Source organism: Pigmentiphaga sp. YJ18 (assembly GCF_038066655.1).
In the GTDB taxonomy this organism is placed as follows: domain Bacteria; phylum Pseudomonadota; class Gammaproteobacteria; order Burkholderiales; family Burkholderiaceae_B; genus Pigmentiphaga.
On sequence record NZ_JBBUKU010000003.1, the window covers coordinates 466,927 to 482,624 of the forward strand.

Annotated in this window: 10 protein-coding genes; 6 read left to right on the forward strand and 4 right to left on the reverse strand. The window is 69.3% G+C overall.

The window, feature by feature from the left end:
* Position 1: 1 nt before the first annotated feature.
* Positions 2–1,867 carry a sensor histidine kinase gene (locus WKR98_RS22015; RefSeq protein WP_341434667.1) on the reverse strand — a complete coding sequence of 622 codons (1,866 nt, stop codon included), beginning with the start codon at positions 1,865–1,867 and terminating at the stop codon, positions 2–4.
* 273 nt (positions 1,868–2,140) lie between these two features.
* Between WKR98_RS22015 and WKR98_RS22020 the strand changes: the two genes are divergently transcribed.
* A complete protein-coding gene (locus tag WKR98_RS22020; RefSeq protein ID WP_341434668.1) occupies positions 2,141–3,490 on the forward strand; it encodes a dicarboxylate/amino acid:cation symporter in 1,350 nt (449 codons plus the stop codon).
* Positions 3,491–3,756: 266 nt separating this feature from the next.
* Positions 3,757–5,481, forward strand: coding sequence for a tannase/feruloyl esterase family alpha/beta hydrolase (locus WKR98_RS22025; protein ID WP_341434669.1), 1,725 nt, complete (start codon positions 3,757–3,759; stop codon positions 5,479–5,481).
* Between the two features lie 231 nt (positions 5,482–5,712).
* Here WKR98_RS22025 and WKR98_RS22030 read toward each other — a convergent pair whose 3' ends face one another.
* A complete protein-coding gene (locus tag WKR98_RS22030) occupies positions 5,713–5,841 on the reverse strand; it encodes a hypothetical protein (RefSeq protein ID WP_255465712.1) in 129 nt (42 codons plus the stop codon).
* Between the two features lie 71 nt (positions 5,842–5,912).
* A complete protein-coding gene (locus WKR98_RS22035; RefSeq protein ID WP_124690931.1) occupies positions 5,913–6,215 on the reverse strand; it encodes a hypothetical protein in 303 nt (100 codons plus the stop codon).
* Positions 6,216–6,357: 142 nt separating this feature from the next.
* Here WKR98_RS22035 and uvrA point away from each other — a divergent pair, with 142 nt between their 5' ends.
* A complete protein-coding gene (gene uvrA, locus WKR98_RS22040) occupies positions 6,358–12,147 on the forward strand; it encodes an excinuclease ABC subunit UvrA (protein WP_341434670.1) in 5,790 nt (1,929 codons plus the stop codon).
* 2 nt (positions 12,148–12,149) lie between these two features.
* Positions 12,150–12,776 carry an aminotransferase class IV gene (locus WKR98_RS22045; protein ID WP_124690933.1) on the forward strand — a complete coding sequence of 209 codons (627 nt, stop codon included), beginning with the start codon at positions 12,150–12,152 and terminating at the stop codon, positions 12,774–12,776.
* Positions 12,777–12,822: 46 nt separating this feature from the next.
* On the opposite strand, the gene WKR98_RS22050 is transcribed toward WKR98_RS22045, so the two are convergent.
* The gene (locus tag WKR98_RS22050; protein WP_124690934.1) at positions 12,823–13,632 is read right to left on the reverse strand and encodes a tRNA threonylcarbamoyladenosine dehydratase; all 810 of its coding nucleotides are present in this window, start codon (positions 13,630–13,632) and stop codon (positions 12,823–12,825) included.
* 187 nt (positions 13,633–13,819) lie between these two features.
* Here WKR98_RS22050 and WKR98_RS22055 point away from each other — a divergent pair, with 187 nt between their 5' ends.
* Together WKR98_RS22055 and WKR98_RS22060 are read left to right on the forward strand one after the other, a co-directional pair.
* Complete coding sequence (locus tag WKR98_RS22055) at positions 13,820–15,052, forward strand: MFS transporter (protein WP_341434671.1); 1,233 nt, start codon at positions 13,820–13,822, stop codon at positions 15,050–15,052.
* A gap of 1 nt (position 15,053) precedes the next feature.
* Complete coding sequence (locus WKR98_RS22060; protein ID WP_124690935.1) at positions 15,054–15,698, forward strand: gamma-glutamylcyclotransferase; 645 nt, start codon at positions 15,054–15,056, stop codon at positions 15,696–15,698.

Sequence of the window (15,698 nt, forward strand, 5' to 3'; positions counted from 1 at the left end):
TTCACGAAGCAGCCTCGGGAAGACGGATGGTGAAACACGCGCCGCGCCCCGCGGTGTGCACGGACAACGTGCCGCCGAAGTCGGCGACGATGTCGCGGCTGATGACCAGCCCGAGGCCGAGGCCGCGCGGCTTGGTGGTGACGAAGGGGGTATAGAGGGCCGCCATGACGCTGTCGGGCAGGCCGGGGCCGTTGTCTCCGACTTCGATGGCGACCTGGTTCGCGTCGCGCGTGGCGCGTATCCATATCCGGGGACCGGACGTCCGCTCCAGCGCCTCGATGGCGTTCTGCAGAAGGTTGACCAGCACCTGCTCCAGGCGCACGCGCTCGGCGCGCACCGCCAGGCCGTCATCCACGCCGGTGCGTTCGAGCGCGATGCCATGCCGGCGCATCTGGGCACCCACCAGCGTCAGCGCGCCGTCGACGGCGGCGGCCACCGGCACCGGGCCGGAAGAAGCGCCGGAGGATTTGCGCGAGAAGGTCCGCAACTCGTCGGTGATGACGCCGATGCGCTGCGTGAGCGCGGCGATCGACGCCATGTTGCCGCGCGCCCGCTCGACGTTGCCCCGGTCCAGGTAGGCGGCCGAGTTGTCGGCGTAGCTGCGGATGGCCGCGACCGGCTGGTTGATCTCGTGCGCCACGCCGGCGGTGATCTGGCCCAGGAAGGCCAGTTTGTTGGCCTGCACCAGTTCTTCCTGCAACTTGTGCAGTTCGGCTTCGGCGCGGCGCCGGTCTTCCATCTCGGCCCGCAACTGGTCATTGGCGGCCCGTAGCTCGCCCGTGCGCGCCGCCACGCGCGACTCCAGTTCCTGGCGCGCGGCAGCCTGGGCAAGCACGAGATCGTGGGCGCGGTGCCGGCGATGCAGCCAGATCCCCGCCACGAACAGGGCGCACAGCACCAGCAGCGCGGCGGCCACGCGGGCCGATGCGGCCGCGCGCGCCATGGCCTCGCGGGTCGCGCCCAGCAGGTGGAACTGCCACGGCGTACCCGGCACCGGCTCCTGCACATGCACGTATTCCTGTTCAGCCCGCCCGGGCAGGCTCGCCACCACCTGCCCCGGGCGGTCCGGGGCGGCCCGCGCCGGCAGGGCGGACAGCGGCGCATCGCCGAACTGCAGGCTGGTCCGCAGCGCGTCCCGCTGTGCCGCCGACAGCGTGCCGTAGACCTGGAAGCGCCAATCCTCCTGCGAGGACAACAGCACCACGCCGTGCTCGTCGGTCACGAACGCCGGATCCGGGAAGCGCCGCCAGCCGGCCTCGACGCCGTCGAACTCCACTTTCACGACCACCACCCCTAGCGTCCGTCCGTCCCGCTCCAGTTGCCGGCTCAGGTACAGCCCCGGGCGGTTGCTGACGTTGCCGAGCGCGAAATACTCGGCTTGGCCGGCATGCGCCGCCCCCTGGAAATAGGGCCTGAACGCGTAATCCGAGCCCACGAAGCTGGTGGGCTGGTTCCAGTTGCTGGCGGCCACGCCCACGCCGCGAGGATCGAGCAGGTAGATGACGGCGGCGCCGGTATCCCGGCTCAGCGCCTCGAACTTGAGATTCAGCGCGCCATAGCGCGCCGGGTCCCCGGTGGCCAGCGCCGCACTGACCTCGGAGTCCTGCGCCAGCACGAAGGGCAGCGAGCGCTGCTTGTCGAGCTCGGCGGTCAACAGCGCGACCTTCAGCGCCGCCGCGTTGCGCGCCGCCGCCGCGACCTCCGAATAGGCCTGCTCACGCCCCACGCCTCCCGCCGCCCACAGCGCGGACGCCAGCAGCGCGACGCCGATCAGGACGAAACAGGCCCATGCCCGGCCATGGCCGGGAACCCGGAAGGACGACGGCGCGGGGCGGTCGTCCGGGGTCGGCAAGGAAGGAGCAGGCATGGCGGCGGACGGGAAGGCGATGTGCGGATTTTCGCACACCGAAAACGGACGTGAGCGAAAAACCGCACTCCCGTCCCTGGCAAGTTTCTTTCAACGAGAAAATTATCCAGTCCGATCAATAGGTTACGAATTCACCTCCGCTACCGCAAAACGGGCATGCCGATTGCATTAGTGGCGTCAACGAAGCTCCCACGAGCTCGGCAACCGTTGAAAACGAGCCCCCGCCCGCGCCAAGACGCGGCGGGCAGGCGGCCATTGGAAGGGGACATCCCGATGATCGACATACCCAGCACGGCGCAGGCGCCCGTGCGCAAGAAAAAGTTCTATCAGATCCTGTACGTGCAGGTACTGTTCGCCATCACGGTCGGCATCCTGCTCGGCCACTTCTATCCCCAGATCGGGGAATCGATGAAGCCCCTGGGCGATGCCTTCATCAAGCTGGTGAAGATGATCATCGCGCCCGTCATCTTCCTGACGGTCACCACCGGCATCGCCGGCATGCGCGACCTGCAGAAAGTGGGTCGCGTCGTGGGCAAGGCCATGATCTATTTCCTGACCTTTTCCACGCTGGCCCTCATCATCGGCATGATCGTGGCCAACGTCGTGCATCCGGGCACCGGCCTGCACATCGACCCCGCCACGCTGGACGCGAAGGCCGTGGCCTCGTACTCGGCCAAGGCTCATGACCAGACCCTGGTCGGCTTCCTGATGAACATCATCCCGGACACGGTGGTCAGCGCCTTCGCCAGCGGCGACATCCTCCAGGTGCTGTTCTTCTCCGTGCTGTTCGGCATCTCGCTGGGCGCCGTGGGCGACAAGGGCGCGCCGGTCCTGGATTTCCTGCAATCCATCTCGTCGGCCTTCTTCAGGCTGGTCGCCATCCTGATGAAGGCCGCGCCCATCGGCGCCTTCGGCGCCATGGCGTTCACCATCGGCAAGTACGGCATCGGCTCCATCGCCAACCTGGCGCTGCTGGTCGGCACCTTCTACCTGACCTCGCTGCTGTTCGTGCTCGTCGTGCTGGGCGCGGTGGCCCGCTACAACGGCTTCTCCATCCTGAAGCTGATCCGCTACATCCGCGAGGAGCTGCTGCTGGTGCTGGGCACCAGTTCGTCCGAGGCGGCCCTGCCCACGCTCATGGAAAAGATGGAGCGCGCCGGCTGCTCCAAGCCCGTGGTCGGCCTGGTCATCCCCACCGGCTATTCCTTCAACCTGGACGGCACCAACATCTACATGACCCTGGCGGCCCTGTTCATCGCCCAGGCGACGGACATCCACCTGTCGCTGGTGGACCAGATCCTGCTGCTGCTCGTCGCGATGCTCAGTTCCAAGGGCGCGGCGGGCATCACCGGCGCCGGCTTCATCACCCTGGCCGCGACGCTGTCTGTCGTGCCTTCGGTCCCCGTGGCCGGCATGGCGCTGATCCTGGGCATCGACCGCTTCATGTCCGAATGCCGCGCGCTGACCAACCTGGTGGGCAACGCGGTGGCCAGCGTCGTCGTGGCCCGCTGGGAAGGCGAGCTGGACAAGGACCGGCTGGACCAGGCCCTGAGCGCCCCGGGCGCCCGGCAGATCGAAGCCGACCTGGAAGGCGGCGACGTCCTGGTGACCGCGCACCGCTGACCGCCACCCGCCGCGGCCGGTCCGGCCGCGCCACGAACAAGGCATGCTCCGGCATGCCTTTTTCTTTGCCTGGACGACTTCACACAATTAATTATCTTAATAAACAATAAATTTCTTTTTCCAAGCAATTTATCTAGGGTTTACACCTGATCCAGATTCTTTTTTATTTAACTATATTAAATAAATGACGGTTGAATCCGTCATCCGCCGCGCCCCGAAGAAGCCAATCGACATCCCGCGCGGCCGCCCACGAGGAGGAGACAAGCATGAAGAAACGCCATCTGGCCGGCGGGGTACTCGCCGCCCTGGGAGCGCTGCACGGCTGCGGCGGTTCCGACGACGCGGGGCCGTCCGCCGCGGAACCTTCCGATCCGCCCCGCCTTGCCTGCGCCGACATCACGGCGGCCGCGCTGGGAATCCCCCGGCTTGAACTGGCCACCCCCGAAACCATTGCCGCCGTCTCCGCGGATAACCCCGCGCAGTCCGTGCCCGCGCACTGCCGGCTGCAAGGCCGGCTGAACCTGCGCAACAGCGACGTCGACGGCAAGGCCTACGCCATCGGCTTCGAGCTGCGCATGCCGGACACCTGGAACGGCCGCTTCTTCTTCCAGGGCGGCGGCGGCACGGATGGCGCCGTCAACCCCGCCCTGGGCACCCTGACGGGGGCGGGCGCCTCCACCAACGCGCTGTCCATGGGATTCGCCGTCGCCAGCACCGACGGCGGCCATACCAGCGAAAGCGAACCCATCGTCGGCGGCTCGCTGTTCGGCCTCGACCCCCAGGCCCGCGTGGACTATGGCTACAACGCGGTCGGCACGGTCACCCCGACCGCCAAGGCCATCCTCGAGCGCTTCTACGGACGCGGCGCCGACCACTCCTATTTCGTCGGCTGCTCGAATGGCGGCAGGCAGGCCATGGTGGCCGCCTCGCGCTTCGCCGACCAGTTCGACGGCATCGTCGCCGGCAATCCGGGCTTCAACCTGCCCCAGGCCGCCGTGCAGCACGCCTGGGACAACCAGGCTTTCGCCGCCGTGGCGCCGCGCACGGGCGGAGACCGGCCCATCATCAGCCAGGCATTCTCGTTCCAGGACATGCAGCTGCTGGCCGACCGGACGGTGGCCGCCTGCGACGCCCTGGACGGCGCGGCCGACGGCATGATCGACGACCCCGTGGCCTGCAAGGCCGCCTTCAAGCCCGAGGACCTGACCTGCCCCGGCGCCAAGGCCGATACCTGCCTGAGCACCCCGCAGGTGGATGCGCTGAAGAAAGTCTTCGGCGGCCCGAAGAACGGCAAGGGCGAGGCCCTGTACGCCGACTGGCCCTACGACGCCGGCGTGGCGACCATGGGCTGGCGCTTCTGGAAGCTGGGGACCTCGACCACCGAGGTCCCCAATTCCCTGATCGCGACCCTGGGCGGCGGCTCGCTGCCCTACGTCTTCACCACGCCTCCCACCCAGGTGCGCGGCACCGGCACGCAGGTCATCGACTACCTGCTCGGCTTCGATTTCGACACCGACGCGCCGAAAATCTTCGCGACCACGCCGGTCTATGCCGAGTCGCCGATGAGCTTCATGACGCCGCCCGATCCGACCGACCTGGGCACCCTGAAGGCCCGGGGCGGCAAGATGATCGTCTACCACGGCAACAGCGACCCGGTGTTCTCTGTGAACGACACCATCGCCTGGTACCAGGGCCTGCGCCGCGCCCACGCCGACGCATCGGACTTCGCCCGGCTGTTCACGATACCCGGCATGAACCACTGCAGCGGCGGCCCCGCCACCGACAAGTTCGACATGGTTACGGCCATCGTGGACTGGGTCGAAAAGGGCGTCGCCCCCGCCTCGATCCTGGCCTCCGCCCGCCCCGGCTCCGACGCCCCCTGGCCCGGCCGCACCCGCCCGCTGTGCCCCTACCCTCAGCAGGCCCGCTACACCGGCAGCGGTTCGCTGGAAGACGCCAAGAACTTCCGCTGCGTCACGCCGGCCTCTTGAGCCATACCCGCCCCCCAGGGAGCGCGGCAAAAAAAAGCCCCCACGAAGTGGAGGCTTTCAGACCATGGGCACAGTGGATCCGGCTCCGCCGGTCCACCAGTGCCGCCCGGAGGACCCGGCGCCGGGCCGTCCCAAGGCGGGTCCCCGCCCCCTCGGGGGGCTGCCGCGTAGCGGCTGGGGGCTCACCATGCCGGGCGCGCGTAAGCGCGTAGGGGGGGCTAAACTAAACCATCACGCCCGCTTAACTTTCTCGAGCATCTTGAAAATGCCCTTCGGCGCCCCAACAAAAAGACGCTTGAAGGCCTTGCCCAGGCAACGGCGCTCAAGGGTATTGCGGCGCGTGCGTTTCTTTTCCGCCATGTCGATCTCCAGTCATTGAATCCGGCTAACCCGCTATTCTAGCGGATTTTTCGGCGTTGCCGTCAAGCCGCTCAACGCTGGGGGGCGCCTCCGGCAACGCCGCCGACGACTTCCGTTGTTTTCTGCTCGGCCTTGCCCAGCACCCGCGCCAGCGCCTTTTCGGTCTGGTGCGAGACGACCCGCCAGGTATGGCCGACTTCGGGAATGGTATGGACGGCGACGGTGCCGGCCGTCAGGGCAAGCGCGATGGCCACCAGCACCGCCACGCGCAGGCTGCGAGGCGGCGGCGGAACGTCGCCGAGCGTGGGCGGCGGGATGTACACGCCAGCCTCGGCGCCCAACAGATCGACCGGAGAGGATTTGCGCTTGCTCATAGGCAATATCGTAACCCGGCCGCCCTTTTATAGCCGTACCTTCCTGTTACGCAATCTTGTCAAACGTTGCGATTTTCGCAGCATCTCCTAAACGGCTACGATTGAAGAATCGCCGGCCTCCTTCCGGCACGTGAACCGAACGATGTCCTCCGCCCCCATCTCCCCCGACTCCCCCCAGGAAACCGCCGCCGAACCCGAGATCCGGGTGGTGGGCGCGCGCCAGAACAACCTGAAGAACCTGAGCCTGACCATCCCCACCAACGAACTCGTGGTGGTGACCGGCGTATCCGGCTCGGGCAAGAGTTCGCTGGTCTTCGACACGCTGTACGCCGAAGGCCAGCGCCGCTACGTCGAGACTTTTTCGCCGTACGCGCGCCAGTTCCTGGACCGCATGGACAAGCCCCAGGTCGACCGCATCGAGGGCATCCCGCCCGCCATCGCGATCGACCAGACCAATCCGGTACGCACCTCGCGCAGCACGGTCGGCACCATGACCGAACTGAACGACCACCTGAAACTGCTGTACGCGCGGGCCGGCAGGCTGTTCTGCCGCCAGTGCGCGCGGCCGGTGCAGAAGGACACGCCCGACTCCATCCACGCCTCGCTGGCGCGCCGCTCGGCGCAGGCCGGCGACCCGCGCCTGGTCGTGACCTTTCCGGTCCAGGTGCCGGCCAACTACAGCGAGGACGAGATCCGCGGCTTCCTGGAACGCCAGGGCTACACGCGGGTGCACGCCAAGCGCAAGGTGGGCACCGGCAAGAACGCCGTGCAGTTGCTGGACGTGGTGCAGGACCGCTTCCGCTTCGGCAACGCCGAGCGGGCCCGCGTGATGGAGGCGCTGGACGCCGGGCTGCGGCTCGGGGCCGGCCGGGTGGACGTGCGCGTGGTGGACGAGGAAGGCAAGGAAACCGCGCTGTGGAAGTTCAGCGACGAAATCCACTGCGCCGACTGCGACATCGCCTATTCCACCCCCACCCCCAGTTCGTTCTCGTTCAATTCACCGCTGGGCGCCTGCGAGGCCTGCCGCGGCTTCGGCCGGGTGATAGGCGTGGACTACGGCCTGATCATCCCCGACGAAAGCAAGACCCTGCGCGGCGGCGCCATTCGCCCCTGGCAGACGGCCAGCTACAAGGAATGCCAGGACGAACTGGTGAAGTACGCGGCCCGCGCGGGGATCCCGCTGGACGTACCCTGGCGCAAGCTGACCGACGCCCAGCGCGAGTGGGTGCTGCAGGGCACGCCCGACTGGAAGGGCGGCAACGACGCCTGGAAACACCAGTGGTACGGCGTGAAGCGCTTCTTCGACTGGCTGGAGACCAAGGCCTACAAGATGCACATTCGCGTGCTGCTGTCGAAGTATCGCGCGTACACGCCGTGCACGGCCTGCAACGGCGCCCGCCTCAAGCCCGATTCGCTGCTGTGGCGGGTAGGCACCAAGGCCGAGGCCGACCAGGTACTGCCCGAGTCCGACGGCCGCTACGCCCGCTTCCGGCCGGTGAACGTGTCCTGGGGCAACGCCACCCTGACGGCCCTGCCCGGCCTGTCCATCCATGACCTGATGCTGCTGCCCATCGAGCGCGTGCGCACGTTCTGCGATGCCCTGCACTTCGAGGGCGTGATGGATGCCGCCACCGAGCTGCTGTTGCAGGAAGTGCGCGCGCGGTTGAAGTTCCTGTGCGACGTCGGCCTGGGCTACCTGACGCTGGACCGCCAGAGCCGCACGCTATCGGGCGGCGAGGTGCAGCGGATCAACCTGACCACCGCTCTCGGGACATCCCTGGTCAACACCCTGTTCGTGCTGGACGAGCCGTCCATCGGCCTGCATCCGCGCGACATGAACCGCATCGTCGAGGTCATGCACCGGCTGCGCGACGCCGGCAACTCGCTGGTGGTGGTGGAGCACGATCCCCAGGTCATGCTGGCGGCCGACCGCGTCATCGACATCGGCCCGGGGCCGGGCGAGCGCGGCGGCAACATCGTCTTCAACGGCTCGCCGGCGCAGTTGCGCAAGGCGGAAACGCTGACCGGCGACTACCTATCGGGCCGCCGCCACGTGGCGGCGCCGCGCCCCATGCCGGTCAACGCCAATACGCCCCGGCTGATCGTCGAGGGCGCGCGCGAGCACAACCTGAAGAACGTGACGGTGGAGTTCCCGCTGGGGCGCCTGGTGTGCGTGACGGGCGTGTCGGGATCGGGCAAGTCGACGCTGATCCAGGACGTGCTGTACCCCGCCCTGCTCAAGCTCAAGGGCAAGCCCACCGAGGCCGCCGGCGCGCACGACCGCATCCTGGGCGACGACTGGATCGCCGAGGTGGTCATGGTCGACCAGTCCCCGATCGGCAAGACGGCGCGCTCCAATCCGGCCAGCTACGTGGGCGCGTTCGACGGCGTGCGCAAGCTGTTCGCCCAGGCGCGGCTGTCCAAGGAACGCGACTACACGGCCGGCATGTTCAGTTTCAACGCCGGCGACGGCCGCTGCCCGACCTGCGGCGGCACCGGCTTCGAACACGTCGAGATGCAGTTCCTGTCCGACGTGTACCTGCGCTGCCCCGACTGCGACGGCACCCGCTTCCGGCCCGAGATCCGCGAAGTCACCATCGAACGGAAGGGCCGGGCGGCCTCGATCTCCGACGTGCTGGAGATGACCGTGACCGAAGCCCTGGATTTCTTCGAGGGCGAGCGCGACATCCAGTACGGCCTGGCGCCGCTGGCCGACGTGGGCCTGGAATACGTGCGCCTGGGCCAGCCCGTGCCGACCCTGTCGGGCGGCGAGGCGCAGCGCCTGAAGCTGGCCGGCCACCTGGCCGAGGCGGCGCGTTCGGGCATTTCCACCATCGGCGCCAAGCTGTCGAAGAAGGGCAGCCTGTTCCTGTTCGACGAGCCCACCACCGGCCTGCACTTCGACGACATCTCGCGCCTGATGGGCGCCTTCCGCAAGCTGCTGGCGGCCGGCCACACGCTGGTCGTGATCGAGCACAACCTGGACGTGATCCGCGCCTCGGACTGGCTGATCGACCTGGGCCCGGAAGGCGGCGACGCCGGCGGGGAAGTCCTGGCCACCGGCACGCCACAGGCCATCATGGACCATCCGGCCTCGCACACCGGCCGCGCGCTGCGGGAATACGAGGCCGAGATCGGCAGCCTGGCCGATGCCCGGGCCACCGCCCCGGCGCCCGCCGTGGCCGAGCACTTCGAACCCTACGTGGTCGCGCGCAACGACGAACCCGAAGGCGTACCGCTGCAGAACCTGCTGTCCCGCCGCCGCCACGCCGCGCGCGCGATCGAGATCAAGAACGCGCGCGAGCACAACCTGAAGAACGTGGACGTCGAGATTCCGCGCAACACCTTCACGGTCATCACGGGGGTGTCGGGCTCGGGCAAGTCGACGCTGGCCTTCGACATCCTGTTCAACGAAGGACAGCGCCGCTACCTGGAATCGCTGAACGCGTATGCGCGGTCCATCGTCCAGCCCGCGGGCAAACCGGACGTGGACGCCATCTTCGGCATCCCGCCCACCGTGGCGATCGAGCAGCGCACCAGCCGCGGCGGCCGCAAGTCGACCGTGGCCACGATGACCGAGACCCACCACTTCATGCGCCTCTTGTACATGAAGCTGGGCACCCAGTATTGCCCGAACTGCGACATCCCGGTCGAGCCCCAGACCTTCGACCTGATCGTCAGCCGCATCATGCGCGAGCTCAAGGGCCAGCACATCGGCGTGCTGGCGCCGCTGGTCAGCGCGCGCAAGGGCTATTACACCGACCTGGCCAAGTGGGCGTCGAACAAGGGCTACACCCATCTGCGCGTGGACGGCGCCTTCATCCCGACCGCCAAGTGGCCCCGGCTGGACCGCTTCAAGGAACATGACATCGACCTGCCGGTGGCCGACTTCGTCGTCGACCCGGCCAACGAGGCGGCGCTGCGGGCCGCCGTGCACGAGGCGCTGGAACACGGCCACGGCGTGATGAGCGTGGCCTGGCCACTGCAGAAGCTGCGCGTGGCGATGGCCAGCGGCGCCGAGGCGCCGGCGCCCGACCTGGAGCAGCGCGTGTTCTCGGTCAAGCGTGCCTGCCCCTCGTGCGGCCTGAGCTTTCCCGAGCCCGATCCTCGCATGTTCTCGTACAACTCCAAGCACGGCTGGTGCCCGTCCTGCTTCGGCACGGGCCTCAAGCTGCAAGGCTTCGACGCCGAGCAGACCGGCGAGGAAACGGCCTGGAACGCCTGGTACGAAGGCGAGGCGCAGCCCTGCGGCGACTGCCACGGGCAGCGCCTGAACCGCAACGCGCTGGCGGTGCGCTGGCGCGACCGCTCCATCGCGCAGTTGTCGTCGCTGGCGGTGCGCGATGCCGGCGCCTTCTTCCGCGACCTGGAAACCGCGGGCCGCGAGGCTGACATCGCGCGGGACATCCTGGCCGAGCTGCGCAGCCGGCTGGAGTTCCTGGAGGAAGTCGGACTGGGCTACCTGGCGCTGGACCGCGCCGCGCCCACGCTGTCCGGCGGCGAGGCCCAGCGCATCCGCCTGGCCGCGCAACTGGGCTCGAACCTGCAGGGCGTCTGCTACGTGCTGGACGAGCCGACCATCGGCCTGCACCCGCGCGACAACCGCATCCTGCTGAACGCGCTGTCGCGGCTGGAAGGCAAGGGCAACACGCTGGTCGTGGTCGAGCACGACGAGGACACCATCCGGCGCGCCGCCCACGTGATCGACATCGGCCCGGGCGCCGGCGTGCGGGGCGGCACCGTCGTCGCCCAGGGCCGGGTGCAGGACATCATCGCCAACCCCGCGTCGCTGACCGGCAAGTACCTGGCCCATCCCCTGCAGCATCCGCTCCAGCCCCGGCGCGCGATCAACGACGATACGCCGCGCATCGCGGTGCGCAAGGCGCGCCTGCACAACCTGCGCGACGTCGATGCCAGCTTCCCCGTCGGCCGGCTGACCGTCGTGACCGGCGTGTCGGGTTCGGGCAAGTCGACGCTGGCGCGCGACGTGCTGCTGGACAACCTGCAACGCCGCGTGGGCAAGGACGCCGCCGAACAGGGCGGCTGGACCGGCTGCGCCGGCATCGACGGCTGGAAGGGCATCGACCGCGTGCTGGAGGTCGACCAGACCCCCATCGGCAAGACGCCGCGTTCCTGCCCCGCCACTTACGTCGGCTTCTGGGACACCATCCGCAAGCAGTTCGCCGACACGATGGAGGCGCGCATGCGCGGCTGGGCCGCCGGGCGCTTCAGCTTCAACACCGGCGAAGGCCGCTGCCCGGTCTGCGAGGGCCAGGGCATGCGCACCATCGAGATGAACTTCCTGCCGGACGTGAAGGTGCCCTGCGACGCCTGCAACGGCGCCCGCTTCAACCGCGAGACCCTGGCCGTGCACCTGCGCGGCAAGAGCGTGGGCGAAGTGCTGGCGATGGAGATCGACGACGCCGTCGAGTACTTCGCCGCCCATCCGTCCATCCTGAACCCGCTGCAACTGCTGCAAAGTGTGGGGCTGGGCTACCTGACGCTGGGCCAACCCTCGCCCACGCTGTCGGGCGGCGAGGCGCAGCGCATCAAGCTGGTGACCGAGCTGGCCAAGGCCAGGCTGGACGAAGGCACGATGCGCACCGGCCGGGCCTACAAGGCACCGCACACGCTGTACGTGCTGGACGAACCGACCGTGGGCCTGTCCATGGCGGACGTGGAAAAGCTGATACGCGTGCTGCACCGGCTGGTGGACGCCGGCAACACGGTGGTGGTGATCGAGCACAACCTGGACGTCATCGCCGAGGCCGACTGGCTGCTGGACATGGGCCCCGAGGGTGGCAACGAAGGCGGCCAGGTGGTCGTGCAGGGCACGCCCGAGCACGTCATGGCGCAGCGCGCGCGCTCGCACACCGGCCGGGTCCTGGCCGAGTTCATGGCGCCGCAGGAAGCGGCCGCCAAGGCGTCCTGAGCATGCGGCCGCAGTTGATCGAGACCATCCGGGTCGAGCATGACGGGCGCATGCCGCTGCTGCCCTGGCACCTGGAGCGGCTGGGTGCCTCGTGTTCGGAACTGGCCTACCACTGGTCGGTGGACGCGGTGCAGCGGGCCATCGCCCGGGCCGCCGCCACGCTGCCCGAAGGCGCCGGCCACCGCATGCGCGTGCTGGTCGCGGACAACGGCGCCGTCGAGGTCGAGACCTCGCCGCTGCCGCCGCTGCCGTCCCGCCCCCGCGTGGCGCTGGCCGCCGAGCGCCTGGATTCGGGCACGGCGCTGCTGCGCCACAAGACCACGTGGCGCCCCTGGTACGAAAGCGCGGCGGCCTGGCTGGCCGGCCACCCCGACCACTTCGACCTGCTGTACCTGAACGAGCGCGACGAACTGTGCGAGGGCAGCCGCACCAACGCCTATCTGCTGCTGGACGGGCGCTGGGTCACGCCGCCGGTGTCCTGCGGCCTGTTGCCCGGCGTGCAGCGCGCCGCGCTGCTGGACGAGGAAAAGGTGGAAGAAGCCGTGGTGACGCGCGCCGACCTTGGCCGTGCGCGGGGGCTGCGGCTGTCCAACGCCCTGCGCGGCTGGTTCGACGTGGTCCTGGACTAGGGCCTGTTCCCGCTAAAAGGAGCCTCGCACAGGCCGGGAATGGGCCCTAGCGTTCCGCCGGAAACACCACCCGCAGCACCTCATGCGCCGCCGCCAGCCCCATGGCGGCGGTCACCGTGACCGCCGACCCGTAGCCCGCGCAGGACAGGCCCTGCGGCGCCCCGGCCGGCGCGTCCACGTCCTGGGTCCAGGCCGCCGGCAGCCGGGCGGGCTGGTCCACCCACAGGGCGCGTACCTTCATCTTGGGCACCCGGCGCGCCGGCTTGCCCGCGGCGGTCGATGCCTTGGGATAGCCGTGCTGGCGCCGGAGCTGGTTGCGGATCTTGGCCAGCAGCGCGTCGTTGACGGCTTCCGACAGATCGCCCGCGCGCAGCGCCAGCGGGTCCGTCTTGCCGCCCGCCCCGCCGCACACCACCAGCGGCGCACCGCTGCGCCGGACATGCAGGATCATCGCGATCTTGGCCGACACCTGGTCGGTGCAGTCCAGCACCACGCTGGCCTCGTCGGCCAGCAGCCGCGCGGCATTGCCGGGCTCGAGGAAATCGTCGACCAGGTTCAGCACGCACCGCGGGGAGATGTCGCGGATGCGGTCGGCCATGGCCTCGACCTTGGACTGCCCCAGCGTGCGGCCCAGGGCGTGGACCTGGCGGTTGATGTTGGATTCGGCGATGTGGTCCAGGTCGATCAGCGTCAGCGTGCCGATGCCGCTGCGGGCCAGCGCCTCGGCCGCCCACGATCCCACTCCGCCCAGCCCCACCACGGTGGCGCGCGCCGCGCGCAACGCGTCCAGGGCGCCCGCCCCGTACAGGCGGTCCAGCCCGCCGAAGCGGCGCTCGGTGTCGAGGTCGCAGCTCATGACGGGAACTCCGGGAGGGAAAGACGAGAAGACATGGAAACAGCCTGCCAGCGGCCGGAACGAAGACGGCTCCGATGTTAGCAGCCCGCCGGGCCGCCCTCTTCCCCGGCCCCCGGGGGTAGAATGGACCCTGCCACAAGAAACCGCCGCGAGACCACGGCGACATTTTTCCCGTTCGCTCCCCACCTTGCCTGCACCCACGCCGCGCCAGGACGCCCCCGCCCCCGAGCAGCCGCACGACGCGCCGCTCGACGACCGCGGTGTCGCCGTCTTCTGCACGCTGGCGATCCTGAGCCACATGGCGCTGACCGGCGGCCGGGTGACCGTCTCGCTGGGCGCGCTGGCGCAGGGTGCCTCCAGCTTCACGGTGGGCGTGCTGATGGCGCTGTTCGCGCTGGTCCCCATGCTGCTGTCGGTCCACACCGGCCGCTGGGTCGATCACATCGGCGCGCGGCGCCCGCTGCGCATAGGCGTGAGCCTGCTGATCGCGGGCAACCTGCTGCCCTTCATCGTGCCCGATACGCAGGTGCTGTTCCTGTCCAGCTGCCTGACCGGCATAGGCTGCATGGTGTGCCAGATCGCGGTGCAGAACGTCATGGGCATCCATGCCACGCCCGACCGGCGCATCCTGAATTTCTCGCGGCTGTCCCTGTCACTGTCGATCTCGGGCTTCGGCGGCCCGCTGGTGGCCGGCCTGTCCATCGACCACCTGGGCGTGCGCTGGGCCTTCGGCGTGCTGCTGCTGTGCCAGCTGGGCGCCCTGGGATTGCTGCTGCGGCAGCAGCACCGGCTGCCGCGCGCCGCCAGCAACACCCGGCCCGCTTCGCGCGAACAGGTCAGCGACCTGCTGGCCAGCCCCATCCTGCGCCGCGTGCTGGTCGCCACGGCCCTGCTGTCGGGCGCCTGGGACCTGAACTCTTTCATGATGCCCATCTTCGGCGCCTCGATCGGCCTGTCGGCCACGACCATAGGCGTCATCCTGTCGGCCTTCGCCGTGGCCACCTTCGTCATCCGCATGCTGCTGCCGTGGATACAGCGGCGCCTGGCGCCCTGGACCCTGCTGCGCACCGCCATGTTCACCGCCAGCGCGGTCTACGTGCTGTATCCGTTCTTCCGCGACGTCCCCATCCTGATCATGCTGGCCTTCCTGCTTGGCCTGGCGCTGGGCAGCGGCCAGCCGAGCCTGCTGGCGCTGCTGCACGCGCACGCGCCGCCCGGCCGCGCCGCCGAGGCGCTGGGGCTGCGCATGGCGACCATCAACGGCGGCCAGTTCGTGCTGCCGCTGGCCTTCGGCAGCCTGAGCGCGCTGGCCGGCCTGGGACTGCCCTTCTGGACCGTGGCGGCCTGCCTGCTGGCGGGCGGCATCTTCAACCGCGCGCCCAAGCGGCCCGTGGCCGCGCGGCGCAGCGAGGCCAACTGACGTGTCCACCGATACGTTCCCGCCCGAATACCACCCGCTGCTGCTTACCGAAGCCCAGCGCCAGGCGTCCATCGACGCGGCCTTGAGCGCCTGGCGCCCGCGCGACGACGTCTGGGTGTACGCCTATGGCTCGCTCATCTGGAATGCCGGCTTTCCCTTGCAGGAACGGCGCCAGGCGGTCGTGCGCGGCTACCACCGTTCGCTGTGCCTGTGGTCGCGCATCAATCGCGGCACGTTGTCCGCGCCGGGACTGGTGTTCGGCCTGAACCGGGGCGGCAGTTGCCGCGGCTTCGCGCTGCGCATCGCCGCCGCCGACGTCCGGCCCGTCTTCGCCACCCTTTGGGAACGCGAAATGATGATGGGCTCCTACCTGCCCCGCTGGCTGCGCTGCCAGACCACCCAGGGCCCCGTCGACGCGCTGGCCTTCGTGATCGACCGGCGCGGCACGGGCTATGCCGGCGGCCTGCGGGAAACCGAACTGCTGGCGGCGATCCGCCAGGGCCACGGCCGCTACGGCGCCTGCGTGGACTACGTGCTGGACACCGCGCGGGCGCTGCGCACCCACGGAATACGCGACCGCGCGCTCGAACGCCTCGCGCAATGCCTGGCCGCCACGGGCGGGGACGACGGCGGCAACCCGGTATAG

Bases quoted from the DNA above. Each gene is read 5' to 3' on its own strand.
- WKR98_RS22045 (WP_124690933.1), top strand. From the start codon at position 12,150: ATGCGGCCGCAGTTGATCGAGACCATCCGGGTCGAGCATGACGGGCGC.
- uvrA (WP_341434670.1), top strand. From the start codon at position 6,358: ATGTCCTCCGCCCCCATCTCCCCCGACTCCCCCCAGGAAACCGCCGCC.
- WKR98_RS22030 (WP_255465712.1), bottom strand. From the start codon at position 5,841: ATGGCGGAAAAGAAACGCACGCGCCGCAATACCCTTGAGCGCCGTTGC.
- WKR98_RS22050 (WP_124690934.1), bottom strand. From the start codon at position 13,632: ATGAGCTGCGACCTCGACACCGAGCGCCGCTTCGGCGGGCTGGACCGC.
- WKR98_RS22035 (WP_124690931.1), bottom strand. From the start codon at position 6,215: ATGAGCAAGCGCAAATCCTCTCCGGTCGATCTGTTGGGCGCCGAGGCT.
- WKR98_RS22015 (WP_341434667.1), bottom strand. From the start codon at position 1,867: ATGCCTGCTCCTTCCTTGCCGACCCCGGACGACCGCCCCGCGCCGTCG.
- WKR98_RS22020 (WP_341434668.1), top strand. From the start codon at position 2,141: ATGATCGACATACCCAGCACGGCGCAGGCGCCCGTGCGCAAGAAAAAG.
- WKR98_RS22025 (WP_341434669.1), top strand. From the start codon at position 3,757: ATGAAGAAACGCCATCTGGCCGGCGGGGTACTCGCCGCCCTGGGAGCG.